Raw genomic sequence first — 25,271 nt, 5'->3', positions numbered from 1 at the left:
CTGATTCCTTCTCTCTCGTCCGACTCGTCCCGGATCCGGTCTCAGCCGGACGGCGCGATGCCGGATTCCCTTCGGGAACCGCTCGACAATATCAAGCGATGGCTCCCGAACCCGATTCGCGCCGATGGCTGATACCAGAAAGGGGACGGTCTCCACTCGGAGCCGTCCCCTCTGCCGGGCCGGAACGGATCCGACGTCTCAGAGCTCGGTTGTGCTACCGCCGGCGGCGGCGATCTTGTCCTTGGCCGTGGCCGAGAAGGCGTGCGCACTGACCTGCACCGCGACACTCACCTCGCCCGAGCCGAGCACCTTGACCGGCAGGCCGGCACGGACGGCACCCTTCTGGACCAGGTTGTCCGGGTTGACCTCGCCCCCTCGGGGAACAGGGCCGAGATCCGGTCCAGGTTGACGACCTGGTACTCGGTCCGGAACGGGTTGGTGAAGCCACGCAGCTTCGGGGTCCGCATGTGCAGCGGCATCTGGCCACCCTCGAAAGCCTCGGGGATGGTGTTGCGCGCCTTGGAGCCCTTGGTGCCCCGGCCGGCCGTCTTGCCCTTGGAGCCCTCACCGCGACCGACCCGGGTCTTGGCCTTGTGGGCCCCGGGTGCCGGGCGCAGGTGATGGACCTTGAGCCCGGTGCCCCGGGTCTCGGCCCCGCTGTTCTCGTCAGCCATAATCAGTCGACCTCCTCGACGGCGACCAGATGGCGCACCGTCGCGATCATGCCCCGTACGGTCGGGGTGTCCTCGTGTGCGGAAACGTCACCGATCCGTTTCAGGCCGAGCGTCCGCAGCGTGTCCCGCTGGTTCTGCTTGCCGCCGATCGACGACTTGACCTGGGTGACCTTGAGACGGGTGCTCATGCGTGCGCCCCCTCCCGGGTTCCGGCGTTGCGTGCCTTGAGCAGCGCGGCCGGGGTGACGTCCTCCAGCGACTTGCCGCGCCGGCGGGCCACCTCCTCGGGCTCCTCGAGCATCTGCAGGGCCTCGACCGTGGCGTGTACGACATTGATCGCGTTGGCCGAGCCGAGCGACTTGGCCAGCACGTCGTGCACCCCGGCGGCTTCCAGCACCGCACGGCAGGCGCCGCCGGCGATCACACCGGTACCGGGGGATGCCGGGCGCAGCATGACCACGCCGGCAGCCTTCTCACCCTGCACCGGATGCGGAATGGTGCCCTGGATCCGCGGCACGTGGAAGAAGTGCTTCTTGGCCTCTTCAACGCCCTTGGCGATGGCGGCCGGCACCTCCTTGGCCTTGCCGTAGCCGATGCCGACCGAGCCGTCACCGTCGCCCACCACGACCAGCGCGGTGAAGCTGAACCGGCGGCCGCCCTTGACGACCTTGGCGACACGGTTGATCGCGACGACCTTCTCGACGTAGTTGCTCTTGTCCTGACCCTGACCCCGGCGGTCACCACCGCGACGGTCTCCGCCGCCTCGACGCTGTGATCCACTCATAGCTATTACCTCTCAGTTCCCGCCGTTTTCTAAAGTCCCAGGCCCTTTTCGCGGGCGGCATCCGCCAGCGCCGCGATCCGGCCGTGGTACTTGTTGCCGGCCCGGTCGAAGACCACCCGCTCGACACCGGCCGCCTTGGCCCGTTCGGCGACCAGCTGGCCGACCTGCTTGGCCCTCTCGGTCTTGTCGCCCTCGACGCCACGCAGCGCAGCCTCCATGGTGGAGGCGTAGGCCAGCGTGTGGCCCCGAGTGTCGTCGATCACCTGGGCGGTGATGTGCTTGGCCGTCCGGGTCACGACCAGCCGCGGCCGGTCGGTCTCGCCGAAGATCTTCTTCCGGCCGCGCAGCTGACGACGCAGCCGCGACGCCGTGCGCTTCTCCATGTGCTTGCGCGCAGACAGGGAAACAGCCATCGTCACTTACCAGCCTTTCCGACCTTGCGGCGGACGTGCTCGCCCTCGTACCGCACACCCTTGCCCTTGTACGGCTCGGGCTTGCGAAGCTTGCGGATATTCGCCGCAACCTCGCCCACCTGCTGCTTGTCGATACCGGCCACCGAGAACTTGGTCGGCGACTCGACGGCGAAGGTGATGCCCTCCGGCGCCTTGATGTTGATCGGATGGCTGTAGCCCAGGTTGAACTCCAGCTCCGTCGGGCCCTTTGCGGTGACCCGGTAGCCGACGCCGACGATCTCCAGCCTCTTGGAGTAGCCCTCCGAGACGCCGGTGACCATGTTGGCGACCAGGGTGCGGGACAGCCCGTGCAGGGACTTGGACTCCCGCTCGTCGTCCGGTCGGTTCAACACGATCTGGCCGTCGTCGCCGCGGTCGACGGTGATCGGCGCGGCAACGGTGTGTTGAAGCTGGCCCTTGGGGCCTTTCACCGAGACCACGGAACCGTCGATGGTCACCTCGACCCCGGACGGTACCGGAACCGGAACCTTGCCAATGCGTGACATGTTCGCTCGTCCTTCCTTGTCGGTCTCGTGCTCACCACACGTAGGCGAGGACTTCCCCGCCTACGCTGCGCGCGTGTGCTTGCTTGTCGGTCAGCAGTCCGCCCGACGTGGAAATGATGGCGATGCCCAGGCCGCCCAGCACCTTCGGCAGGTTGGTGGACTTGGCGTACACCCGAAGACCTGGCTTGGAGATCCGCCGGACACCGGAGATCGACCGCTCCCGGTTCTGGCCGTACTTGAGGGTGATCAGCAACGACTTGCCGACCTCACCCTCGGCAGGCTCCTTGACCTCGTAGCCGGAGATGTAGCCCTCGTCGGTGAGGATCTTGGCGATCCCGACCTTGATGGTCGAGGACGGCATCACGGCCGTGTCGTGGTAGGCCTGCGAGGCATTCCGTACGCGGGTCAACATGTCCGCGATCGGATCTGTCATGGTCATTGGTGGTTATTCCTTCTCGAGTGGTTTCCCGCGCCCGATTCAGTTCGACGCCGGACCTGTCTCGTTGTGTGGGTCTTCGGATTCGGTTTGATCACCAGGAGGACTTGGTGATGCCGGGCAGCTCGCCGGCATGCGCCATCGTCCGCAGGCAGATCCGGCACAGCCCGAACTTGCGGTAGACGGCCTTCGGCCGGCCGCACTTCTGGCAGCGGGTGTAGGCGCGCACGCCGTACTTCGGCTTGCGGGCCTGCTTGACCCTCAGTGCTGTCTTCGCCACGTCGTCTTCTTCCTTACCTCTGTTGGACTCAGTTGGCCTGGAACGGGAAGCCGAGGTGGCGCAGCAGTGCCCGCCCCTCGTCATCGGTGGTCGCCGTCGTTACGAAGGTGATGTCCATCCCCCGCACCCGGTCGATCTTGTCCTGATCGATCTCGTGGAACATGACCTGCTCCGACAGACCGAAGGTGTAGTTGCCGTGGCCGTCGAACTGCCGCGGCGACAGGCCGCGAAAGTCACGGATCCGGGGCAGCGCCAGGGTGAGCAGCCGGTCGGCGAACTCCCACATGCGGTTGCCCCGCAGGGTCACATGGGCGCCGATCGGCTGGCCCTCGCGCAGCCGGAACTGGGCCACCGACTTCCGGGCCTTGGTGATCTGCGGCTTCTGACCGGTGATCGTGGTCAGGTCGCGTACGGCGCCGTCCATGATCTTGGAGTCGCGGGCCGCGTCGCCGACACCCATGTTGACCACGATCTTGGTCAACCGCGGGATCAGCATCACGTTGGCGAAGTTGAACTCGCTCTGCAGCGCCGACACGATCTCGTCGGCGTAGCGCTGCTTGAGCCGCGGCACGTAACGCTCAGTCTGCGCTGAGTCGACTTCTGCGGTGGTCATCAGATCTCCTCCCCGGTTTTGCGGGCGACCCGCACCGACCGGTAAGCGGTGTACTCGGTGCCGTCGGGGCGGCGCTTGGTCACCTCGTCGCGGCGATGGCCGATCCGGGTGGTGACCTCGTTGCCGTCGCTGTCCTTGACCAGCAGCGCGATATTCGACACGTGCACCGGGGCCTCGCTGGACACGATGCCGCCCGGCGTGGACTGGCTGCCCTGCGGCTGGGCCGAGGTGTCCTTCAGGTGGCGCTTGACGATGTTCACGCCGGACACGGTGACCAGCTCCCGGTCCGGCTGCACGGACAGCACCTCGCCGACCAGACCCTTGTCCTTGCCGGCCAGCACCTTGACCCGGTCACCCTTGCGGATGTCGACCCTGCTGTGCTTGCGCGCCGTGGCATTGCTCTGCTTCGTCATGGTTCAGATCACCTCCGGAGCCAACGAGATGATGCGCATGAACCGCTTCTCGCGCAGCTCCCGGCCCACCGGGCCGAAGATGCGGGTGCCGCGCGGCTCGCCGTCGTTACGCAGGATCACCGCGGCGTTCTCGTCGAACTTGATGTACGAGCCGTCCGGCCGGCGACGTTCCTTGACGGTACGGACGATGACGGCCTTGACGACCTCACCCTTCTTGACGTTCCCGCCAGGGATCGCATCCTTGACCGTGGCAACGATCTGGTCGCCGATACCGGCGTAGCGACGGCCGGAACCGCCGAGCACCCGGATGCACAAGATCTCCTTGGCACCCGTGTTGTCGGCGACCTTGAGCCGCGACTCCTGCTGGATCATTCCTTCTTCTCCTCTGAACTGTCAGGACTTCGGCCGACCTGTCGGCCGGTTTCTGACAAGTCGGCTTACTTGGCCTTCTCGACGATCCGGACCAGCCGCCAGCGCTTGGTCGCGCTCAGCGGGCGGGTCTCCATCACCACCACACGATCACCGATGCCTGCCGCGTTCTCCGCGTCGTGCACCTTGAGCTTGGTGGTCTGGGTCAGGACCTTGCCGTAGAGGCGGTGCTTGACCCGGTCCTCGACGGCGACAACGACGGTCTTGTCCATCTTGTCGCTGACCACCAGGCCCTCACGGACCTTGCGACGGCCACGGTCGGCCGAGGTGTGTGCGATCTCGGCCGCGACGTTCTCCACGTTGGTGGGCTGTTGTTCGGTCACGGTCTGCTCACTCACTGCGTTGGATTGCTCACTCATTCTCAGGCACCAGCCTCAACGGTCTCGTCGGTGCTGACGTCGGCGTCCGGGTCCTCGACGATGCCGAGGTTGCGCTCCTGGATCACGGTGTAGATCCGGGCGATGTCCTTGCGGACCGAGCGCAGCCGGCCGTGCGACTCCAGCTGACCGGTCGCGGCCTGGAAGCGGAGCGTGAACAGCTCCTCCTTCAGTTCCTTGACCTTGTCGTTCAGCTCGGTACGGCTCAGCGACCGCAGCTCGGCGGCCTTGGTGGTGTTCGCCATCAGTTCTCTCCCTCACGCGCGACCACGCGGCACTTCATCGGCAGCTTGTGGATCGCCAGCCGCAGCGCCTCGCGAGCCACCTCGTTGTCAACGCCAGAGAGCTCGAACATCACCCGACCCGGCTTGACATTGGCGATCCACCACTCCGGGGAGCCCTTGCCGGAACCCATCCGGGTCTCGGCAGGCTTCTTGGTCAGCGGGCGGTCCGGGTAGATGTTGATCCAGACCTTGCCGCCACGCTTGATGTGCCGCGTCATGGCGATACGAGCGGACTCGATCTGCCGGTTGGTGACGTAGGCGGCCTCCAGAGCCTGGATACCCCAGTCACCGAACGCCAGCTCGGTGCCACCCTTGGCCATGCCGGTGCGCTTGGGGTGGTGCTGCTTACGGAACTTGACCTTGCGCGGAACCAACATGACTCATGCCTCCTGACCGGTGGTCGGTGCGGACGCCTGCGCGGCACCTGCCGGCTGCTGTGCGCCACCCTCGGCCGCTGCGGCTTCCTGCCGGCGACGGCCGCCCCGCTCGGGACGATCGCCACGGCCCGGCCGGCCACCGCGACCCGGACGACGACCGCTGCCCTGGGCGGCGTTGCGGGCGGCCTTCTGCGCAGCCCGCTCGGCCCGGGTACCGGAGACGTCACCCTTGTAGATCCAGACCTTCACGCCGATCCGGCCGAAGGACGTACGCGCCTCGAAGAAGCCGTAGTCGACATCCGCGCGCAGCGTGTGCAGCGGTACCCGACCCTCGAGGTAGAACTCCGAACGGCTCATCTCAGCGCCGCCGAGACGGCCGGAGCACTTGATCCGGATGCCCTTGGCGCCGGCCCGCATCGCGGTCTGCTGCGCCTTGCGCATGGCCCGACGGAACTGGACGCGGCCGGCAAGCTGCTCGGCGACGCCCTGGGCGACCAACTGGGCGTCGGTCTCGGTGCCCTTGACCTCGAGGATGTTCAGCTGGACCTGCTTGCCGGTCAGCTTCTCCAGCTCGCCGCGGACCCGCTCTGCCTCGGCGCCGTTGCGGCCGATGACGATGCCCGGGCGGGCGGTGTAGATGTCGACGCGCACCCGGTCCCGGGTCCGCTCGATCTCGATGCTGGAGATGCCGGCCCGCTCCAGGCCCTTGTGCAGGAACTGCCGGATCTTGACATCCTCGCCGACGTAGTCGGAGTACTGCTTGTCGGCGTACCACCGGCTCTTGTGATCGGTGGAGATGCCGAGCCGGAAGCCGTGCGGGTTGATCTTCTGACCCATGATCAGGCCTCCTTCTTCTCTACGACGACGGTGATGTGGCTTGACCGCTTGAGGATGCGGCTGGCCGAGCCTTTGGCCCGCGGACGGATCCGACGCATGGTCATGCCCTCGTCCACGAATGCCTTGGCGACGTACAACTCCTCGACCCGCAGGTTCTCGGTCTGTTGCGCGTTGGCGGCAGCGCTGGCGATCACCTTGCTGACCGGTTCGGCCGCGGCCTGCGGTGCGAACTTGAGGGTGTCCAGGGCGTCGGCGACGTCAAGACCGCGGATCACGTCGACCACCCGACGCACCTTGGTCGGCGACATCCGGACGCCGCGGGCGATCGCGTACGAACCCTGCCGGTCACCGAGGAGGGCAGCACGCCGGCTCGGCCGGGTCTTCTCTGCGTTACTCATCAGACAGCTTCCTTATTCCTCAGCGGCGACGCGACTTGCGGTCGTCCTTCTCATGACCGCGGAACGTCCGGGTCGGGGCGAATTCACCGAGCTTGTGCCCGATCATCGACTCGGAGACGAAGACCGGCACGTGCTTGCGACCGTCGTGCACCGCGATGGTGTGGCCGATCATGTCCGGCGTGATCATCGAGCGGCGCGACCAGGTCTTGATCACGTTCTTGGTGCCCTTCTCGTTCTGCACCTCGACCTTCTTGGCCAGGTGATCATCGACGAAGGGGCCCTTCTTCAGGCTGCGTGGCATATCTGCCCAATCTCCTTTTCCCGGTGTCCTGCTCAGCGCTTCTTGCCGGACTTACGACGGCGGACGATCAGGCGAGAGCTCGCCTTGTTCTTGTTGCGGGTACGACCCTCCGGCTTGCCCCACGGGGAGACCGGGTGACGACCACCGGAGGTCCGGCCCTCGCCGCCACCGTGCGGGTGGTCGACCGGGTTCATCACGACACCGCGAACCTTGGGACGCTTGCCCTTCCAGCGGTTCCGACCGGCCTTGCCCCAGTTGATGTTGGCCTGCTCGGAGTTGCCGACCTCGCCAACGGTCGCGCGGCAGCGGACATCGACCATCCGCATCTCGCCCGACGGCATCCGCAGCGTGGCGTAGGCACCCTCGCGGGCGACCAGCTGGATGGAGGCGCCGGCCGAACGGCCGAGCTTGGCGCCACCGCCCGGACGCAACTCGACGGCGTGCACCGTGGTGCCGACCGGGATGTTGCGCAGCGGCAGGTTGTTGCCGGTCTTGATGTCGGCGCCCTCACCGGCCTCGACCGGTGCGCCCTGGCGGAGGCCGTTCGGGGCGATGATGTAGCGCTTCTCACCATCGGCGTAGTGCAACAGCGCGATGCGGGCGGTGCGGTTCGGGTCGTACTCGATGTGAGCGACCTTGGCCGGGACGCCGTCCTTGTCGTAGCGCTTGAAGTCGATCAGCCGGTAGGCCTGCTTGTGGCCGCCGCCGATGTGCCGGGAGGTGATCCGGCCGTTGTTGTTGCGACCGCCGGTCTTCGGGCTCGGGACGACCAGCGACTTCTCCGGGGTGGAACGGGTGACCTCGGCGAAGTCGGCCACCGAGCCACCACGACGGCCGGGCGTCGTCGGCTTGTACTTACGAATAGCCATGATTCTCTCTGTCCCCTCAGCCGACCGGTCCGCCGAAGATGTCGATGCTCTGGCCCTCGGCAACGGTCACGATCGCGCGCTTGGTGTCCGGGCGCTTGCCGGAGCCGTACCGTGTGCGCTGCTTCTTGCCCTTGCGGACGTAGGTGTTCACGCTCGTCACGTGCACGTCGAAGACCTTCTCGACCGCGATCTTGATCTCGGTCTTGTTGGCCTCCGGCGAGACGACGAAGGTGTACTTGTTCTCGTCCAGCAGGCCGTAGCTCTTCTCGCTGACGACCGGCGCGAGCAGGATGTCGCGATGGTCGCGGATCTTGGCAGCGGCGCTCATTCGGCACTCTCCTCGGTCTCGGTGGCCTCGGTCTCGGTGGCCTCGGACTCGGTGGCCTCGGACTCGGTGGCCTCGGACTCGGTGGCGACGGCCTTGACGCTCTTGCCCTTCGCCGGTCCGGCCACGTAGGCCTCGAGCGCGGCGGAGGTGAAGACCACGTCGTCGTTGACCAGCACGTCGTAGGCGTTCAGCTGGTCGGCGACGATGACGTGTGCGGTCGGCACGTTGCGCAGGCTCAGCCAGGCGGCGTCCTCATCACGGGACAGCACGACCAGCACCTTGGCCGACTCGGTGACCGCCTTGAGGGCGACCAGCGCCGCCCTGGTGGACGGGGTGTCGCCCTCGACCAGCGAGCTGACCACGTGCACCCGGCCGTCACGGGCCCGGTCCGACAGCGCGCCGCGCAGTGCGGCGGCAACCATCTTCTTGGGCGTCCGCTGCAGGTAGCCGTGCGGCTGCGGGCCGTGCACGATGCCGCCGCCGGTGAACTGCGGTGCGCGGATCGAGCCCTGGCGGGCGCGACCGGTGCCCTTCTGCCGGTACGGCTTGGAACCACCGCCGCGGACCTCGCCGCGGGACTTGGTGGAGTGCGTACCCTGCCGGGCCGCGGCGAGCTGTGCGGTGACGACCTGGTGGATCAGCGGGATGTTGGTGGTGACGTCGAACAGCTCACCGGGAAGCTCGGCCTGACCGGCCTTGCCACCGTTGGCGTCGACGACGTCGACCGTACGAGTCTCGCTCACGCCTTGACCTCCTTCTTGGACGCGGAGCGCAGGGACGACAAGGCCGCCCTTGGCGCCCGGGATCGCACCCTTGATCAGGATCAGACCGCGCTCGGCGTCGACCGAGTGCACAGTCAGGTTCTGCACCGTCTTGCGCTCGGTGCCCATCCGGCCGGCCATCCGCAGACCCTTGAACACCCGACCCGGGGTGGCGCAGCCACCGATCGAGCCCGGGGAACGGTGCTTGCGGTGCACACCGTGGGAGGCGCGCAGACCGCCGAAGCCGTGCCGCTTCATGACGCCCGCGGTGCCCTTGCCCTTGCTGACGCCGGTGACGTCGAGGATCTCCGCCGCCTCGAAGACGTCGGCGCCGAGCTCCTGGCCCAGCGTGTACTGATCGGCATCGGTGGTCCGGATCTCGACCAGATGCTTGCGCGGGGTGACACCGGCCTTGTCGAAGTGACCGGCGCTCGGCTTGGTGACCTTCTTGGCCTTGATCGCACCGAAGCCGAGCTGGACGGCGGAGTAGCCGTCGGTCTCGGCGGTGCGGACCTGGGTCACCACGCACGGGCCGGCGGCGACGACCGTCACCGGAACCACGCGGTTGTTCTCGTCCCAGAGTTGGGTCATGCCGAGCTTGGTGCCCAGCAGTCCCTTCACTTTGCGCTCACTCATAACTCGTGCGTCCCTCAGAGCTTGATCTCGATGTCGACACCGGCCGGAAGGTCAAGACGCATCAGCGAGTCGACCGTCTTCGGGGTGGGGTCGATGATGTCGATCAGCCGCTTGTGCGTACGCATCTCGAAGTGCTCGCGGCTGTCCTTGTACTTGTGCGGAGAACGGATCACGCAGAACACGTTCTTCTCCGTCGGCAGCGGCACCGGGCCGGCAACCTTCGCACCGGTACGGGTCACCGTGTCGACGATCTTTCGCGCCGACCCGTCGATGACCTCGTGGTCGTAGGCCTTGAGCCTGATGCGGATCTTTTGTCCCGCCACAGTCCGTCTCTCTTCCTGCTTCAGCTGTACGCACTCTGCTGTTGTCTACGCCCGCCCACCTGGCCGGGCCGTGCGGACGCAGAGCCACGTTGTTGGCCTTGCGTGTTGCACCGTCGCGCCTGGAGGCCCACCCGATCCGGGCGGATCGAGCGACCCCCGAGGTCGGGTGTGTCGCGCCTCCCAAGCGCACGTCGGCACATCAATGCCGATCTCTGCGTTGTTTGGAGCACCCGATCCCACGAATCAGGCTCTGCGGGTCTCACGGTCCGGTGAACCAACCCCGGTGACGATGTTTCCACCACACCTCGGGCACGGTTCACCCCGGCGACCCCGTCGGAGCAACCCGTCAATCTTGTCAGACGGCGCCTGAGTTTCCAAATCCACATCGGCGGGTCCGCCGCCGAGCACGCCACCACCGCTCCCGGTGCCGCCGCGTCGGCCTCCCCCATCGTGCCGGTTCTGCTCCCCGTCACCAAATGCGCGGTCTGCTCAACCCGGTCGCCGTACGATCTGCTCCCGCCGTCACCCCGCCGTCGGCGGCTCTGCCGCGGCCGTCACTTCCCCGCGGCTTCGCGTCTCCGCGGCCGCCTCTCCGCGGCCGCCTCTCCGCCGTCGCCTCTCCGCCGTCGCCTCTCCGCCGTCGCCTGTCCCCGCGGCCGTGCCCTTTCCTCGAGGCCCAGCCGTCGAATTCGCGCCACGTGTTGCCAATTCCCGGCTCCACACGCCATCCGACACCGAAATGGCAGCACGTGTTACCAATTCGACGACCACGGGCACCTGCGGGCCGGAAATCCCACCACGTGTTACGAAATCGACGACCCGCGGGCGAGGGCAGCCCGAAATGGCGCCGCGTGTTACCAATTCGACGAGCGGCCGGCCCGAGCAACCGGCCCGAGCAGCGGTCAGTGCGGCAGGTCGATCTTCAGCGACGCGGTCTGGTCGGAGGTGAAGTCCTGGGTGACGCCGTCGGCGCTCACCGTCCCGGTCGGGCGGAAGGTCAACGTCGCCGAGGGGGCGTCGGCCGGCACGGCGAACGCCCAGTTCACGTCGGTGTCCGGATGGACGGCCAAGGCATCGTCGGTCGGCGCCTTGACGGGGTGGGCCACGCCGTCGACGGTGATCGACAGGCTGGCGGCACGGTGGTCGGTGAAGGTCGCGCCGTCCTCGTGGTGCTTGTACTTGGTGGTGCTGACGATCAGCCAGGCCTGTCCCGCAGGAGCCCAACCGAGGGCCGGGTCGAAGCCGGTGAGCCCAACCGAATTGATCTTCAGCGCCCAGCGTGCCTCGGCGGTGATCTTCTTCGGCTTCTGCTGCCCGGTCGGGTCCTGCCTGTCGGCCCCTGCAGTGGCCCCGTCCGTCGGCTTGGCGGTGGGTTGCTTCTCAGTGGGCGTGTTCCTGTCCGTCTCGCCGGCCGGCACCTCGAGTTGGACCTGGTACGGGTCGGTCTTCAGCCGCTTGCCGATCTTGCCGGTGAGCTTCGATCGTTGGTACTCGACGGTGGAGACGGTCGATGTCAGCTGTCCGCCGGCAAGATCAACTGACTGGCCGGCACCGTCGGTGGTCGCCGACAGGGAGACCGGCTCGTTCGCCGGAACCGTGGCCAGGACAGTGATCACGGTCGTCCGCGGTGCGCACGGATAGGTTCCCGAGCTGCTCGCGGCGCAGGGAATCGTGAGCGTCGAGGAGGAACCGGCGGCGCCGGTCTGGTCGACGATCGGCAGTCTCGTCGTCCCGGCCAGCAGCTTCAGTGCAGTGCTCGGGTCGTGATCCTTGGTCGGTGAACCACTGGACGCCGGAACCGTGGCATCGGCCGGCGTCGAGATCTTCAGCTGCAGCGCGTACAACTTCTGGCCCGGCGCCGGCAGGTGGTACGCGGCCTGGCCGGCCGGATTGTCCTGCCCGGCCACCAGCGCACCCGGTACGTTCTTGGGCTCTGCGACACCGGTGACCGCGATCGTTGCCGCCGGGGTGATCACGCTGACCGGCTTGGCCGGTGCAGTGAAGTCCAGCCCGGGCGGGGTGGCGTTGCCAGCCACCGCGACCGCCCGGTTGGTGACCAGCGACTGCGGTGCCCGCGGTGCCGGAACGTCACTGGCCGGCGACGGCTTGTCCCCAGAGGGCGACACCAGCAAGCCGGTGTCGACGGCAACACCTTGGGCGGTGTGCGTACCGACGGTAGCCACCGCGTTGCCGTCGCTGTCGGATGCGAAGCTCAGCCGGTAGCGGTCCCAGACCCGGTCGTCGGACAGGCCGAGCCGGCGGATCGGGCCGCAGACGACCTGGTCGGAGACGCCCTTCGCGTCCTTGCCGGCCTTGCTGTAGAAGCACTCGGTGGCACTGGAGACGGTGACGGTGTTGTTCTGGATGCCCGTGTAGTTGTCCTTCTTGAGCAAGGTCAGCGCGGTCTCCAGCGGCTGCGCTGGATCGGCGAGCTTCTGCCCGGTCGCGGCGACCCTGGGAGCGCACCCGCTGCCGGCGATCAGCACCGCGACCACCCCGATCAGTGCCACCACCGATCGTCGCCAACCACCCACGTTCGAACCATCCCCTCGCCGGTCACCCTTCAGCTACCGTCCGATGATCCGGGACGGACGACCCCGACCTCCCACCGACGCGCCGGGGACAGCCGGATCGACAGGTTTGGATCTCCGGTTTCGCTACAGGGCAAGCCAGCCGTTCTCGGTGGCGATCCGGACGGCCTCGGCCCGGGTGGCGGCTCCCAACTTGCCCATCGCCGAGGACAGGTGATTGCGTACGGTGCCCTCGCTGAGGAAGACCGCCGACGCGATCGCACTGGTCGGCCCGCCCTTGGCAGCGGCGGTGAGCACCTCGGTCTCACGCTCGGTCAGCGGGGATGCGCCGACACTGAGGCTGGCGGCGGCAAGGCTCGGATCAACGACCCGCAACCCGCGGTGCACGCGTCGGATACCCTCCACCAGTTGGTCGGCCGGAGCGTCCTTGACCATGTAACCGACTGCTCCAGCCTCCATCGCCCGGCGCAGATATCCCGGCCGGCCGAACGTGGTCACGATGATCACTCGGATTGCGGGATTCTCGGCCAGGATGCGCGCGGTTGCAGTGATCCCGTCTCCGGTTCCGTCCACCTCGGGCATCTGGACGTCCATCACGATCACGTCGGGGCGGCAGTCGGCGGCGAGCTTGATCGCCTCGGACCCGTCGGCGGCCTGACCGACGACTTCCAGATCCTTCTCCAGGCCGAGCAGGGCTGCGAAGGCCTGCCGGATCAGTGCTTGATCATCGGCGAGCAGGACTTTGATCATCAGGCGAGTTGTCCTTCGATCTGGTTCTCGATCTGGCCTTCGACCCGTTCGGCTCTGGCCTGTCGGGCGACCTGTGGCTGGCCGGCCGGCCGCGCGGCCAGTTCGGCCCGGACCACAGTTCCGCGCGGTTTCCCCGCGCTGATCGTCACGTTGCCCCCGGCATCGGCGAACCGGCGGCGCAGTCCCTGGAGCCCGGACCCCCGGGATGGCCTGGCCGGTATGCCGACGCCGTCGTCGGAGATGGTCACCGCACGGTCCTCGGTCGTGATCACCACCCGGGTCGCCTCGGAATGGCGTACGACGTTGGTCACCGCCTCGCGGACGGCATACCCCAGCAGCTCACTGTCGGCGTCCGGCAGTGCCGGGATCGCCGACGGCGCAGTCGATTCGATTCCCGCTGCCAGCAGCACCGACCGGGCACTGGCGATCTCGGTCGCCAGCCGGACCTGCCGCAACCCGGACGTCGTCGCCCGGACGTCGCCGAGCGCGACCCGGGCGATCTGCTCGACCTCGGCCATCTGGGCCTTCGCAGCGGTCGGATCGGTCTCGGCGAGTCGCGCCGCCAGGCCGGACTTGATCGAGATCGCGGTCAGCGAGTGGCCGAGGATGTCGTGCAGATCACGGGCGATCCGCTCCCGCTCGGCGGCAACGCCGAGGGTGGTCACCCGCTGCTCGGCCCGGTTCAGGTGACGACGCAGCCGGCCGCCCTCGATGCCCATCCCGGTCGCCATACCGACGAACAGGCCGATCAGCGCGATCATCACCGGCGTCCAGCTCAGAGTGATCACCGCAACCCCGAGCACCGCGACGTTCCAACCGATCAGCACCCATCGCGAGGTCCGCCACGGGATCAGCGAGACGATCACCATCGACAGGTAGGCGCCGTAGTCCACCCAGGTCCAGCCGTTGTACACAGCGGTCAGCGCGATCAGCGCCAGGAAACCGATCACGTATCCCCAGCGGACCCGCAACGGGGTATCAGCGGCCCAGCTGACACCGAGATAGGCCAGGCAGATGATCCCGAACCAGGTGATCCGCAGTCCCAGCACCAGCCCTTCCGGATCTCCGGAGGTGAGCCCCTGGGCGGCGTAGACCATGAAGATCAGGCCGATCAGGTACGTCCAGATCTGGTTCTGCGCGGCCCGGCGCAGGGTGAACGGTCGCGCCGCGCTCGGACCGCAGTTGGCGACCGGTGCCGCGTCGGGATTCTCGTCCTCGGTGAAAGGTCCCGCGTAGAGGATCCGCCGGAAGGGACTGGGCAACCTGCCTCCTCAGCGCTTGCTCGTGGCCGCAGCTCGACGATAACCCAGGGCACCGAGCACGGTCAGTACGATTGTCCACCCGCCGAGGACGGCGACGCCATCCCACGGGAAGGCGCCCGGCATGAACGGATACCGGCCGAGGGTTGCCAGCCAGTAGGACGGGGTCAGCTCCGCCGCGACCCGCATACCGTCGGGCATCAGCTGCGCGGGGAACCACAGGCCGCCCATCAACGACAGCACCAGCAGGACCAGCGTGGTCAGCGGCTGCACGGTCTCGGCCTTGACCCACAGCCCGATGACGAGGCCGAGCAGGGCCAGCGGCACCAGGGCAAGCCACATCATCCCCATCGCGCCCAGCCAGTCACCGAACGGCGCCCGTACCCCGCCGACCAGATAGCCGGCGATGAAGACCAGGAACAGTGCCGGCAGGGTGATGATCATCACCACAGCCGCCTTGGCCAGCAGGAACGCCTGCGGCCGCAATCCGGTGACGCTGAGTTGCCGGAACCAGCCGGACCGGCGTTCGACAGCCAGCTGAGCGCCACCGCTCATCGCTCCGCCGAGGGAGCCGTACGCCGCCATCGAGACCATGTAGATCGCCGACCAGTTGGTGCCACCCTGGGTGGACCCGCCGAAGATCTGGCTGAAGACGACGTACAGGATCAACGGGGTGATCAGCGAGAACACCAGGAAGCCGCGACTCTTCATCGTCAGCCGCAGAGTGTGCATCGCGTAGTGCAGCGGCGCCGGGCGCATCCGAGGACGCACTGGAATGGTTGTTACGGCAGTCATCAGCCGTCCTTCCGTCCATGGTTCTGTTGATCAGCAGTTTGTTGATCATGGATCTGTTGATCATGGATCTGTTGATCATGGCTGGTGAGCGCCAGGAAGGCGTCCTCCAGCCTGGCGGACGCGATCTCGATGTCGTGCGCGCCGGGGTACCGGGTGATCAGGGCGCGCAACGTCAGATCCGAGTCCGTCGTGTGCAGCACGATCCGACGGGCATCCCGATCGGCACCGACAACCGCCGGCAACTGCACCAACTGCTCCAGCCGTACGCCGTCCTCGGCAACTGTGATCATCTTGCCGGCCACCCGGGACTTGATCTGGGCACTCGTGCCATCGGCGACCACCCGGCCACGGTCAAGCACCACGATCCGGTCGGCGATCTGGTCGGCCTCCTCCAGGTAGTGGGTGGCGAAGAGCACCGTCCGTCCGCCCTCGGAGAGCGTCCGCATCGACGCCCAGAACGAACGCCGCAGTTCCACGTCCATCGCCACCGTCGGCTCGTCCAGGATCAGCAACTGGGGATCGGGCATGATCGCCAGCGCGAAGCGCAGCCGCTGCGCCTGACCGCCGGACAGCTTGTCGGTCTTGGTCTGCAGGAATTCGCCCAGATCGGCGAGCTCGATGACGTCGGGGATCGGCAGCGGGTGCGGGTGCAGCCCGTGCATCAGCCGCAGCACGTCGCGGGTGGTGGCATCGTGCAGCAGCGCACCGCTCTGCAGCATCGCACCGACCATGCCGTCGGCGACCGCGGTGCTCGGCGTCCTGCCGAAGACCCGGCTGCTCCCCGTGTCCGGCCGGATCAGCCCGGTGATCAGCTCGGTGATGGTGGACTTGCCGGCGCCGTTCGGCCCGAGGATGGCCACCATCTCCCCGGAACGGATCGCCAGGTCGACGCCGTCGACAGCCCGGACGTTGCCGTAGGCCTTGGTCACACCGGTCAGTTCAACGGCCACGCCGCGGTCGGCCGGGATCGTTGTCGCCGGGCGGGTCTGTTCGAGGGCCAGCACAGATTCGGTCACGCTGTTGAGTGTGCCGATCCCTGGACCTTCGGGCCCAGGGCGACTGTCAGCAAACACCCCTGACAGCTGTCACGACCCGACACCGACGCAGGGGCGGATGCCCACCCGTGGCCCGGTCCGGCCGCCGCAGGACACTGTTAAGCTGACGCTGCTGGCGGAAAGGGAATCCGGTGTGAACCCGGAACTGCCCCGCAGCGGTGAGTGGGAACGACCTCTGTGCCGACGCACTGGGATGTCCACGCTCCGGCCTCGATCCGGAGTGCGGGAGTCCTGGGAAGCGACAGACAGTAGGCGGCCTCGGCGACCTGATGGGTCACCGGGACCGTGCCCGCGAGTCCGAAAACCTGCCGCCGGTGCGCAGGTCGCCGACCTGTGCGTCGTGGGGTCTCGAGGGAAGACCGCCGGCACGTCGACGGACTGTTTCTCCGGCGGGGTGACGGTGGCAGGACTCCCGGCATTCGTCGCAGGTCTCAGGAGTCTTGTTCGTCGATGATCATCAAGCTGATCACCCGTACCCGCCGCGCAGTCGCCACGGCGATGCTGGCCGGTGTCGCCGTGGTGGCCGCCGCCTGCGGCAGTCAAAGTGCCGGCAGTGCCACCGCACAGCCCCCGTCCACGCCGGCCGCCGGCGGCTGCATCACCCACTTCAACGCAGACACCGACTACTTCCCGGTCAAGCAGCAGCTGAAATACGCCGAGAACTTCACCATCAGCTACCACAACTCCTATCAGGTGCTGACGGTCAAGGAGCCGACCGTCGGCGGTAAACCGGAGAGCTACGTGTTGGTCAGATGCGGTGCGCCGAAACCGACGTTGACCGGTGCGCTGGCCAAGGCACCCCAGATCACGACGCCGGTGAAGAGCCTGTTCTCGGCATCCACCACCCACCTGCCCAGCCTCGAGGCGCTCGGCAGGCTCGACGTACTGACCGGGGTCGCGTCCAAGGCGCTGATCAGTTCCAAGGCGGCCAGGCAACGCGTCGCCCAGCCCGGCGTGACCGAGTTCGCCCCGGCCGGCACGGCCGACGCGGAGAAGATCGTCGCCGCGAAGCCGGACGCGTTGGTCACCGCCGGGCAGGAGGATCCCTCCTACGCAACCGTCCGCCGCGCCGGCATCCCGGTGCTGGCCGACGCCGAGTACCTGGAGCCAACACCGCTGGGCGAGGCGGAATGGATCAAGTACTTCGCCGCCCTCACCGGGACCGAGCGGAAGGCCGCCAGGGTGTTCGACGGCATCGCCGCCGACTACAACGCCGCGGTGGACAGGGCCGCCGCCGCGAAGCCGACCACCGTCCTGGTCAACCAGCCGTACCAGGGTGTGTGGACCATGCCGACCGGCGGAACGCCGATGGGGCGGTTGATCACCGACGCCGGCGGGACGTGGCCCTGGCAGCAGGACAGGTCGACCGCGAGCAAGAACGCTGATCTGGAGACCGTCTACAAGAAGTCCGGAACGGCCAAGATCTGGATCACCTCGACCAACTGGAAGACCAAGAAGGAGGCGCTGGCCTCCGAACCGCGGTTCGCCGACTTCACCGCCTACCGGTCGGGCCAGATCTGGGCGCCGAGCCTGCAGGTCAACGCAGCCGGCGGCAACAACATGTACGAACTCGGCGTACTCCGCCCCGATCTGGTGGTCGGCGACCTGATCGCGATCATGCATCCCGATCTCGAACCCGGGCACACCTTCACCTTCTACCAACGCCTCGACTAGCACCCGAAGATCAGCCAGAAAACGATCATGGTCACAGCCCGCGCAGCGACGGTAACCGACGAACTCACGTCGGCCGTACGGCCGCGCCTGGCACGCTCGGTGACGACGCTGATCCTGCTCTTCCTCGCGGCGGTGCTGGCACTCGGCCTCGGCGCGGCCGTCGGTTCGGTGACCATCGACTGGCACGACCTGGTGTCCTTCGTGATCAGCGGTCGGGCCCACGACCCGACAACCACGGTGTTGCTCGGCGAGATCAGGATGCCGCGGGTGATCACCGCCGGCGCCGTCGGCGCGGGACTGGCGATCGCCGGGCTGTTGATGCAGACGCTGTTCGCCAATCCGCTGGCCGATCCGTACATCCTCGGCGTCTCCTCGGGTGCCTCGCTGGGCGTCGCGTTGATCACCCTCGGCAGCGGAACGCTGACCGGTGGCTTCGTCAGCATGGTCGGCGGGATGCGGATCGGTGTCGTCGTCGCCGCGGCGATCGGGTCGGCGGTGGTGTTGCTGCTGATCGTGGTGATCGGCCGCTGGGTGCGATCGGTGGTCACCCTGTTGATCATCGGTGTGATGCTGTCCTCGGCGGTCAGTGCGATCACCTCGCTGCTGCTGGCCTTCGCCGATCCCGACCGGCTGCAGCGCTTCGTGGTGTGGGGCCTGGGATCCTACGGCGGCGTCACCCGCAGCGACCTGGCCGTCATGCTGCCGCTGATCATCGGTGCCGTCCTGTTGTCAGGACTGCTCGCCCGGTCGCTGAACGCCATGCTGCTCGGTCAGCTGTACGCCCGGTCGATGGGCGTCCGGTCTGGCGTGGTCCGCACCGTCGCGATGGTCCTGACGGCGGTGATCGCCGGCACCGTGACCGCCTACTGCGGCCCGATCGCCTTCCTCGGCATGGCCGTGCCGCATCTGGCCCGGTTGGTGATCGGCACCTCCGATCACCGGGTGCTGATGCCGGCCACGATCCTGATGGGGGTGATCGCCTCCAGCGTCTGCTCGGTGCTCGCGCAACTGCCCGGGGATGACGCCGTACTGCCGATCAACGTCACCTCCGCACTGGTCGGCGCACCGGTAGTGATCATGGTGCTGTTGCGATCCCGACGGTTGGCTGCGGGGGCCGTCTGATGCAGACGCCCGGACTCCGCCTGGACCGGGTGTCGGCCGGCTACCGCCACCGGCGGGTCGAGCGGCTGATCGTCGAGCAGATCGACGCCTTCGCGCCCGCCGGTCAGGTGACCGCGCTGCTCGGACCCAACGGCGCCGGCAAGTCGACCCTGATCCGCTCGATCATCGGTCTTCAGCCGCTGCTGGGCGGGTCGGTGACGCTGACCGACACGGCCGGCTCCGGATCGGATCTGCTGCAGTTGTCCCCGCGGGAGCGGGCGCGACGGACCGCGGTAGTGCTCACCGAGCGGGTCGAGGCCGGATTGCTCACCGGCCGGGAAGTGGTCGAACTCGGCCGGCATCCCTATCTCGGTCTGATCGGCCGGCTGACCGATCACGACCGGCAGTTGATCGCCGGAGTGCTGGATGATCTGCAGGCCACCGATCTCGCCGGGCAGCGGTTCGCCGAAGTGTCCGACGGGCAGCGACAGCGGCTGTTGCTGGCCCGGGCGCTCGTCTGTGAACCCGAACTGCTCGTCCTGGACGAGCCGAGTGCGTTCCTCGACGTCGGAGCCCGGGTCGATCTGATGGCGCTGCTGGCCCGGCTCGCACATGACCGGCGGATCACCGTACTGCTGTCCACCCACGAGGTGGAGCTGGCGCTGCGGATGGCTGATCGGTTGTGGCTGATCCACGACCGCCGGGTCAGCTCCGGAAGCCCCGCCGAGCTGGTCGCCGGCGGCCGGATCGGTCGGGTCTTCGGCACCCGGCATGCCCACTTCGATCCGGCTTCGGGCACCTTCCGGGTCCGCGGCTGACGTAGTGTCGGAGCGGTGACCGTGCCGACCTCGACCTATCGCCTGCAACTGCACTCCGGATTCACCCTGCACGATGCGGTGGGACTGATCGACTATCTCACCGCACTCGGCGTCGGAGGCATCTATCTCTCCCCCGTCCTGACCTCGACGACCGGGTCCGAGCACGGCTACGACGTGACCGACCCGACGACGATCGATCCGCAACGCGGCGGTGAGGAGGGCTTCACCCGCCTCCTGGAGGCTGCCCGCCGGGCCGGTCTGCCGGTGGTCGTCGACATCGTGCCGAACCACCTGGGCGTTGACGTTCCCGAGGAGAATCCGGCCTGGTGGGATGTGCTGACCAATGGCCGGGACTCGGCGTACGCGGCCTGGTTCGACATCGACTGGAGCCGGCAGAAGATCATTCTGCCGGTGCTCGGCGACGGTGCGGACGAGCTGGAGAACCTGCGGCTCGACGACGGCCGGCTCGCCTATTGGGAACACCGGTTCCCCATCGCGCCGGGCACCGGCGACGGGACGCCGCAGCAGGTCCATGACCGTCAGCACTACCAACTGGTCAACTTCCGCCGGGCGCAGACCGACCTGGGCTACCGCCGGTTCTTCGCGGTCAGCAGCCTGGCCGGCGTACGGGTCGAGGATCCCGACGTCTTCGACGCCACCCACGAACGGATCGCGACCATGATCAGCCAGGGAGTCAGCGGGCTGCGCGTCGATCATCCCGACGGCCTGGCCGATCCTGTCGGCTATCTGCGGCGACTCCGGTCGCTTGCCCCCGACGCCTGGATCACAGTGGAGAAGATCCTCGAGCCGGGTGAGGAACTGCCGCCGTGGCCGGTTGCCGGGACGACCGGGTACGACGCGCTGCTCGACTTCACCGGTGTCCTGGTCGACACCGCGGCGGAGCAGGAGCTGACCTCGATCTACCGCCGCCGGACCGGAGATGATCATGACGCGGCCGACCACATCCGGATCGGCAAGCAGTTCGTCCTGGACACGCTGTTCGGCTCGGAACTGCGGCGGATCGCACGGCTGGCGCCGACCCTGCCGGGCGTGACCGAAGTGATCAAGCCGGCCGCCGTCGCCTACCGGGTCTATCGCAGCTACCTGCCCGACGACGCGGCCCTGCAGCAGGTCCTCGACCAGGTACGCGACAAGCGTCCGGACCTCGCCCCGACCGTCGACGCACTACGGCACCGGCTGGCCGACCCGACCGACGAACTGGCCGTACGCTTCCAGCAGCTCACCGGCGCGGTGATGGCCAAGGGCGTGGAGGACACCGCCTTCTATCGCTATCACCGTCTGACGGCGCTCAACGAGGTCGGCGGCGACCCGGGCCGGTTCGGCACCGGCGTCGACGACTTCCACACCGCCCAACAGCGGCGGCTGGAACGCTGGCCGCAGAGCATGACCACCCTGTCGACCCACGACACCAAGCGGTCGGAGGATGTCCGCGCGGCGCTCGCCGTGCTGGCCGAGGTGCCACGACAGTGGGCGGACTTCAGCACCGCACTGTCCGCCGCAGCGCCGATGCCCGAACCCGGCTGCGGCTACCTGCTCGCCCAGACCCTGGCCGCGGTCGGATTGATCGACCCGGCCCGGCTGAAGGCGTACCTGATCAAGGCGGTGCGCGAGGCGGCCGTCGGCACGGCGTGGATCGACGGCGACGCGAAGTTCGAGGCGGCGGTGGAGGCGGGCATCGACCGCATCTACGGCCGGCCAGAGATCGCCGCCCTGGTCACCGGGTTCCGGGAAGTCGTCCGGGCTCCGGCCCTGGTGAATGCGTACGGGCAGAAGCTGCTGCAGCTGACCGCGCCCGGTGTCCCGGACGTCTACCAGGGCACCGAACTGCTCGACGACTCGCTGGTCGATCCGGACAACCGGCGCCCGGTCGACTTCGGCCGGCGCGCCGGGCTGCTGGCAGATCTCGACGCGGGCCGGCTGCCGTCGCCCGACGACCCGGATGCGGTCAAGCTGCTGATCACCAGCCAAGCGCTGCGGGCGCGGCGGGAGGCGACGGCGGCCGGTGGTCTGTCCGGCTATCGCGCGCTCCGCGCGACAGGCCCGGCTGCGCAACATCTGATCGGCTTCGACCGCGGAGGTTTGATCGCAGTCGCCACCCGGCTGCCGGTCGGACTGGCCGCCGCGGGTGGCTGGGGCCCGACCGAGATCGAACTACCCGAGCCGGGTCGGCCCCACACCGGCTGGACCGACCGGCTCACCGGAGCCCGGTACGCCGGCGGGGTGCCGGTTCGTAGGCTGCTCGATCGGTTTCCGGTAGCCCTGCTGCAGGCCGCGGGGTGAGCGGGCGGGTGTCCAGGCCGGGTCGGGGCAGCGCGGCACGTCTTGCTTCGTCGGGTCGAGGGTCGTCGCTGTCTTCAGGATCTCCCGATGCGGGCTCGGCCTCCGATCGCTCGGATTCGGCTGCCGTGTCCTCCGGCTGTTCCAGCCGCAGATTGCGCAACGGCCGCCGGAGCAGGCCGATGCCCATCAGTACCGCCATGCCGATGCCGCAGATGACCGTCGTCGTCGATAAGCCGATCCGGTCGGCGACCACGCCGTAGCCGACCAGGGCGAACGGGATCAGCGCGTCGTCGGCGACCCCGACCACTGCGAACACCCGACCGATGTAGTTGGTTGGCACGATCGCCTGCGCGGTGCCGGCCATCATCGGTGATGCCAGGCCGGGCGGTGAGCCCGACCAGGGCGAGCGAGACGGCGACCCCGACCATCGGAAGCAGACCGACCAGGCCGAGCGCGAAGCCCTGCATGACCAGCAGCGCCAAAGCGAACCGCATCGGGTGGCGCGGCTTGATCCGGAGGGTGACCAGGGTGCCGATCGCTGCGCCGACGCCGACACAGGCCAACAGGATGCCCAACACCTGGGCGCTCCAACCCTCCTGATGGGCCTTCAGCGCGACACCGACATTGAGCACCGGGATGACGAAGAAGTTGAGCCCGACCATCGAACAGACCAGCGCGCGGGACGGGCGGTCGGACCGCAGGAATTCGACCACACTGCGCAGCGAGGCCAGAACCGACTCCCGCTCCACGTCCTCCCGCGGATAGCGCACCCGGACCAGGGAGAGCAGGACGGCGGCCAGCAGGAACACCGCGAGCAGACCGGCGATGGCGCCGGGTAGGGCAACGGCGGCCAGTACGGCACCGGCCAGCGCGGGCCCGCCCAGCAGCGCCAGCCGGTTGACCAGTTGCCGCAGGCTCGCTGCCCGGACGACGCTGTCGACGCCGACGATCTGACGCGGCATGGTGAAGATGGCCGGCTTGTGCAGGGCATCCGCGGCGCCGAAGAGCACCGCGATGCCGACGATGATCGGGATCGTGTGATCGGGTAGGCCGATCAGGGCGAGCAGCCCGGCGGCCAGCGCCAGCACCCGAGCGCCGGCGACGCCGACCACCAACGGCCGGGTTGGCAGTCGGTCGGCGATCGCCCCGCCGACGAGTTCCAGGATGGCGCGCGGCACCGTACCGGCCGCAACCGTGAGGGTCGCAGTCACCGCCGAGCCCGACTGGGCCGCGGCGTAGGCCAGGATCACGATCCAGGCCTGGTCTCCGATGTCGGCTGACGCCGCTCCCCCGAGAAAGGTCAGGAACCGGCGATCCCGGCCGGGGCGCGGCACCTTGGGCGCCGCCTCACCACCGCCCGCCATCGCAGTCACGGGTTCACCTTAGAAGAATGGGGGAATTGCGCAAGGGCCGCGCAGTCGCTTCCGAATCTTTCTTATCAGCAAGGAGAAAGCGGCAATTCTTCGGTCCGCCTATTGTCCGATTAGGACATGCAATGCGCGTCCGTTCCGGACATTCCCCACCCAGGGGTCGGACTGACGGGGCAACAGAAACGGCCCGGACAGCGATGCTGTCCGGGCCGTCCCGGTACGTACTAATCGATCGCGAGGTGAGGCAGGCTCACTTCAGGATCTTGGTGACGCGACCCGCGCCGACCGTCCGGCCACCCTCACGGATGGCGAACTTCAGGCCCTCTTCCATGGCGATCGGCTTGATCAGCTGAGCCGTCATGGTGGTGTTGTCGCCCGGCATGACCATTTCGGTCCCGCCCGGCAGGTTCACGACGCCGGTCACGTCGGTGGTCCTGAAGTAGAACTGCGGACGGTAGTTGTTGAAGAACGGCGTGTGGCGGCCGCCCTCCTCCTTGTTCAGGACGTAGACCTGGGCCTCGAACTCCGTGTGCGGGGTGATGGTGCCCGGCTTCACGACGACCTGGCCACGCTCGACAGCCTCACGCTTGGTGCCGCGGAGCAGCAGGGCGGCATTGTCGCCGGCCTGGGCCTGATCGAGGGTCTTCCGGAAGACCTCCATGCTGGTGACGGTGGTCTTGAAGGAGTCCCGCAGGCCGACGATCTCGACCTCCTCGTTCACCTTGAGGATGCCGCGGTCGACCAGGCCGGTGACGACGGTGCCACGACCGGTGATCGTGACGACGTCCTCGATCGGCATCAGGAACGGCTGGTCGGTGTCGCGCTCCGGCTCCGGGATGTACTCGTCGACCGCGTCCATCAGCTCGAGGATGGACTTGGACCACTTCTCGTCACCGTTCAGCGCCGGGAAGGCGGCAACCCGGACGACCGGGGCGTTGTCGCCGTCGAACTCCTGGGCGGTGAGCAGCTCGCGGACCTCGAGCTCGACGAGCTCCAGGATCTCCTCGTCGTCGACCATGTCGCACTTGTTCAGGGCCACGACCATGGCCGGCACGCCGACCTGGCGGGCCAGCAGCACGTGCTCGTGGGTCTGCGGCATCGGGCCGTCGGTGGCGGCGACCACGAGGATCGCGCCGTCCATCTGGGCCGCACCGGTGATCATGTTCTTGACGTAGTCGGCGTGACCCGGGCAGTCGACGTGCGCATAGTGACGCTTCTCGGTCTGGTACTCGATATGAGCGATCGAGATCGTGATACCGCGCTGCCGCTCCTCCGGCGCCTTGTCGATCTGGTCGAACGCCTCGGTACTCGGGTTCGCAACCGGGTCCTGGTCGTGGAGCACCTTCGAGATCGCCGCGGTCAGAGTGGTCTTGCCGTGGTCGATATGCCCGATGGTGCCGATGTTGACGTGCGGCTTGGTCCGCTCGAACTTGGCCTTGGCCACTGGGGCTCCCTTCTGAACTGTGCCGCCGCGCTGGTCGCGTGGCGAGCCGTTGTTGACTGACTTGTTTGCTTACCCGGACCCGGTCAGTACACGCC

At 67.9% G+C, this 25,271-nt stretch carries 30 protein-coding genes, 2 pseudogenes and 1 riboswitch; of the genes and pseudogenes, 4 read left to right on the top strand and 28 right to left on the bottom strand.

Annotated features, from left to right (window positions below):
- Positions 1 to 198: 198 nt before the first annotated feature.
- The 26 genes and pseudogenes from rplO to GJV80_RS21940 form a co-directional block, all read right to left on the bottom strand.
- Positions 199 to 674: pseudogene (rplO, locus tag GJV80_RS22065) on the bottom strand (50S ribosomal protein L15).
- A gap of 2 nt (positions 675 to 676) precedes the next feature.
- Positions 677 to 862, bottom strand: a complete 186-nt coding sequence (rpmD, locus tag GJV80_RS22060; RefSeq protein ID WP_154689739.1) for a 50S ribosomal protein L30 — start codon at positions 860 to 862, stop codon at positions 677 to 679.
- Positions 859 to 1,458 (bottom strand): 30S ribosomal protein S5, encoded by a 600-nt coding sequence (rpsE, locus tag GJV80_RS22055; protein WP_154689738.1) that lies wholly within the window; start codon positions 1,456 to 1,458, stop codon positions 859 to 861. Before rpsE ends, rpmD begins: the two co-directional genes overlap by 4 nt.
- A 29-nt stretch (positions 1,459 to 1,487) precedes the next feature.
- The gene (rplR, locus tag GJV80_RS22050) at positions 1,488 to 1,871 is read right to left on the bottom strand and encodes a 50S ribosomal protein L18 (protein ID WP_154689737.1); all 384 of its coding nucleotides are present in this window, start codon (positions 1,869 to 1,871) and stop codon (positions 1,488 to 1,490) included.
- Between the two features lie 2 nt (positions 1,872 to 1,873).
- Positions 1,874 to 2,416: a 50S ribosomal protein L6 gene (gene rplF, locus GJV80_RS22045; protein WP_154689736.1), complete on the bottom strand. Its 543-nt coding sequence runs from the start codon at positions 2,414 to 2,416 to the stop codon at positions 1,874 to 1,876.
- A gap of 31 nt (positions 2,417 to 2,447) precedes the next feature.
- On the bottom strand, positions 2,448 to 2,855 hold the full coding sequence (rpsH, locus tag GJV80_RS22040; protein ID WP_154689735.1) for a 30S ribosomal protein S8: 408 nt from the start codon (positions 2,853 to 2,855) through the stop codon (positions 2,448 to 2,450).
- A 91-nt stretch (positions 2,856 to 2,946) separates the two neighbouring features.
- Positions 2,947 to 3,132, bottom strand: a complete 186-nt coding sequence (locus tag GJV80_RS22035) for a type Z 30S ribosomal protein S14 (protein ID WP_154689734.1) — start codon at positions 3,130 to 3,132, stop codon at positions 2,947 to 2,949.
- Positions 3,133 to 3,160: 28 nt separating this feature from the next.
- Positions 3,161 to 3,745 carry a 50S ribosomal protein L5 gene (rplE, locus tag GJV80_RS22030; protein WP_154689733.1) on the bottom strand — a complete coding sequence of 195 codons (585 nt, stop codon included), beginning with the start codon at positions 3,743 to 3,745 and terminating at the stop codon, positions 3,161 to 3,163.
- Complete coding sequence (rplX, locus tag GJV80_RS22025) at positions 3,745 to 4,158, bottom strand: 50S ribosomal protein L24 (protein WP_154689732.1); 414 nt, start codon at positions 4,156 to 4,158, stop codon at positions 3,745 to 3,747. The genes rplE and rplX overlap by 1 nt, the downstream gene beginning before the upstream one ends.
- A 3-nt stretch (positions 4,159 to 4,161) precedes the next feature.
- Entirely contained in the window at positions 4,162 to 4,530 is a 369-nt protein-coding gene (gene rplN, locus GJV80_RS22020) for a 50S ribosomal protein L14 (RefSeq protein ID WP_154689731.1), read from the bottom strand.
- A 65-nt stretch (positions 4,531 to 4,595) separates the two neighbouring features.
- On the bottom strand, positions 4,596 to 4,925 hold the full coding sequence (rpsQ, locus tag GJV80_RS24405) for a 30S ribosomal protein S17 (RefSeq protein ID WP_370518868.1): 330 nt from the start codon (positions 4,923 to 4,925) through the stop codon (positions 4,596 to 4,598).
- A 23-nt stretch (positions 4,926 to 4,948) separates the two neighbouring features.
- A complete protein-coding gene (gene rpmC, locus GJV80_RS22010; RefSeq protein ID WP_154689729.1) occupies positions 4,949 to 5,209 on the bottom strand; it encodes a 50S ribosomal protein L29 in 261 nt (86 codons plus the stop codon).
- The gene (gene rplP / locus GJV80_RS22005) at positions 5,209 to 5,625 is read right to left on the bottom strand and encodes a 50S ribosomal protein L16 (protein ID WP_154689728.1); all 417 of its coding nucleotides are present in this window, start codon (positions 5,623 to 5,625) and stop codon (positions 5,209 to 5,211) included. Before rplP ends, rpmC begins: the two co-directional genes overlap by 1 nt.
- Before the next feature lie 3 nt (positions 5,626 to 5,628).
- Positions 5,629 to 6,462: a 30S ribosomal protein S3 gene (gene rpsC / locus GJV80_RS22000; RefSeq protein ID WP_154689727.1), complete on the bottom strand. Its 834-nt coding sequence runs from the start codon at positions 6,460 to 6,462 to the stop codon at positions 5,629 to 5,631.
- A gap of 2 nt (positions 6,463 to 6,464) precedes the next feature.
- Positions 6,465 to 6,860, bottom strand: a complete 396-nt coding sequence (gene rplV, locus GJV80_RS21995) for a 50S ribosomal protein L22 (RefSeq protein WP_154689726.1) — start codon at positions 6,858 to 6,860, stop codon at positions 6,465 to 6,467.
- 19 nt (positions 6,861 to 6,879) lie between these two features.
- Entirely contained in the window at positions 6,880 to 7,161 is a 282-nt protein-coding gene (gene rpsS, locus GJV80_RS21990) for a 30S ribosomal protein S19 (RefSeq protein ID WP_154689725.1), read from the bottom strand.
- Between the two features lie 32 nt (positions 7,162 to 7,193).
- A complete protein-coding gene (rplB, locus tag GJV80_RS21985) occupies positions 7,194 to 8,030 on the bottom strand; it encodes a 50S ribosomal protein L2 (protein WP_154689724.1) in 837 nt (278 codons plus the stop codon).
- Positions 8,031 to 8,046: 16 nt separating this feature from the next.
- Positions 8,047 to 8,358 (bottom strand): 50S ribosomal protein L23, encoded by a 312-nt coding sequence (gene rplW, locus GJV80_RS21980; RefSeq protein ID WP_154689723.1) that lies wholly within the window; start codon positions 8,356 to 8,358, stop codon positions 8,047 to 8,049.
- The gene (gene rplD / locus GJV80_RS21975; protein WP_154690448.1) at positions 8,355 to 9,101 is read right to left on the bottom strand and encodes a 50S ribosomal protein L4; all 747 of its coding nucleotides are present in this window, start codon (positions 9,099 to 9,101) and stop codon (positions 8,355 to 8,357) included. The genes rplW and rplD overlap by 4 nt, the downstream gene beginning before the upstream one ends.
- A pseudogene (gene rplC / locus GJV80_RS21970) lies at positions 9,098 to 9,755 on the bottom strand (50S ribosomal protein L3). Before rplC ends, rplD begins: the two are co-directional and overlap by 4 nt.
- Positions 9,756 to 9,769: 14 nt before the next feature.
- Complete coding sequence (gene rpsJ / locus GJV80_RS21965) at positions 9,770 to 10,078, bottom strand: 30S ribosomal protein S10 (RefSeq protein ID WP_091526937.1); 309 nt, start codon at positions 10,076 to 10,078, stop codon at positions 9,770 to 9,772.
- A 902-nt stretch (positions 10,079 to 10,980) separates the two neighbouring features.
- Positions 10,981 to 12,588, bottom strand: coding sequence for a hypothetical protein (locus GJV80_RS21960; RefSeq protein WP_154689722.1), 1,608 nt, complete (start codon positions 12,586 to 12,588; stop codon positions 10,981 to 10,983).
- A gap of 147 nt (positions 12,589 to 12,735) precedes the next feature.
- Entirely contained in the window at positions 12,736 to 13,359 is a 624-nt protein-coding gene (locus tag GJV80_RS21955) for a response regulator transcription factor (RefSeq protein WP_154689721.1), read from the bottom strand.
- The gene (locus tag GJV80_RS21950) at positions 13,359 to 14,621 is read right to left on the bottom strand and encodes a sensor histidine kinase (RefSeq protein ID WP_230207933.1); all 1,263 of its coding nucleotides are present in this window, start codon (positions 14,619 to 14,621) and stop codon (positions 13,359 to 13,361) included. Before GJV80_RS21950 ends, GJV80_RS21955 begins: the two co-directional genes overlap by 1 nt.
- 9 nt (positions 14,622 to 14,630) lie before the next feature.
- On the bottom strand, positions 14,631 to 15,413 hold the full coding sequence (locus tag GJV80_RS21945; protein ID WP_154689720.1) for an ABC transporter permease: 783 nt from the start codon (positions 15,411 to 15,413) through the stop codon (positions 14,631 to 14,633).
- Positions 15,413 to 16,429, bottom strand: a complete 1,017-nt coding sequence (locus GJV80_RS21940; protein WP_230207932.1) for an ABC transporter ATP-binding protein — start codon at positions 16,427 to 16,429, stop codon at positions 15,413 to 15,415. Before GJV80_RS21940 ends, GJV80_RS21945 begins: the two co-directional genes overlap by 1 nt.
- 158 nt (positions 16,430 to 16,587) lie before the next feature.
- A riboswitch (cobalamin riboswitch) is annotated at positions 16,588 to 16,775 on the top strand.
- A 143-nt stretch (positions 16,776 to 16,918) separates the two neighbouring features.
- Between GJV80_RS21940 and GJV80_RS21935 the strand changes: the two genes are divergently transcribed.
- The 4 genes from GJV80_RS21935 to treY are packed head-to-tail and all read left to right on the top strand — an operon-like array spanning position 16,919 to position 22,362.
- Complete coding sequence (locus GJV80_RS21935; RefSeq protein ID WP_154689719.1) at positions 16,919 to 18,142, top strand: ABC transporter substrate-binding protein; 1,224 nt, start codon at positions 16,919 to 16,921, stop codon at positions 18,140 to 18,142.
- A 27-nt stretch (positions 18,143 to 18,169) separates the two neighbouring features.
- Positions 18,170 to 19,264, top strand: coding sequence for an iron ABC transporter permease (locus GJV80_RS21930; protein ID WP_154689718.1), 1,095 nt, complete (start codon positions 18,170 to 18,172; stop codon positions 19,262 to 19,264).
- Complete coding sequence (locus tag GJV80_RS21925) at positions 19,264 to 20,061, top strand: ABC transporter ATP-binding protein (RefSeq protein ID WP_154689717.1); 798 nt, start codon at positions 19,264 to 19,266, stop codon at positions 20,059 to 20,061. Before GJV80_RS21930 ends, GJV80_RS21925 begins: the two co-directional genes overlap by 1 nt.
- A gap of 15 nt (positions 20,062 to 20,076) precedes the next feature.
- Positions 20,077 to 22,362 carry a malto-oligosyltrehalose synthase gene (gene treY, locus GJV80_RS21920; protein ID WP_154689716.1) on the top strand — a complete coding sequence of 762 codons (2,286 nt, stop codon included), beginning with the start codon at positions 20,077 to 20,079 and terminating at the stop codon, positions 22,360 to 22,362.
- A 74-nt stretch (positions 22,363 to 22,436) separates the two neighbouring features.
- Here the strand turns inward: treY and GJV80_RS21915 are convergent, their stop codons facing one another.
- Together GJV80_RS21915 and tuf are read right to left on the bottom strand one after the other, a co-directional pair.
- Entirely contained in the window at positions 22,437 to 23,726 is a 1,290-nt protein-coding gene (locus GJV80_RS21915; protein ID WP_230208457.1) for an MFS transporter, read from the bottom strand.
- A gap of 256 nt (positions 23,727 to 23,982) precedes the next feature.
- Entirely contained in the window at positions 23,983 to 25,176 is a 1,194-nt protein-coding gene (tuf, locus tag GJV80_RS21910) for an elongation factor Tu (RefSeq protein WP_154689714.1), read from the bottom strand.
- Between the last annotated feature and the right edge of the window lie 95 nt (positions 25,177 to 25,271).

Source organism: Microlunatus sp. Gsoil 973, assembly GCF_009707365.1.
Lineage (GTDB): Bacteria > Actinomycetota > Actinomycetes > Propionibacteriales > Propionibacteriaceae > Microlunatus.
This window is presented reverse-complemented; position numbering and strand designations above follow the sequence as displayed.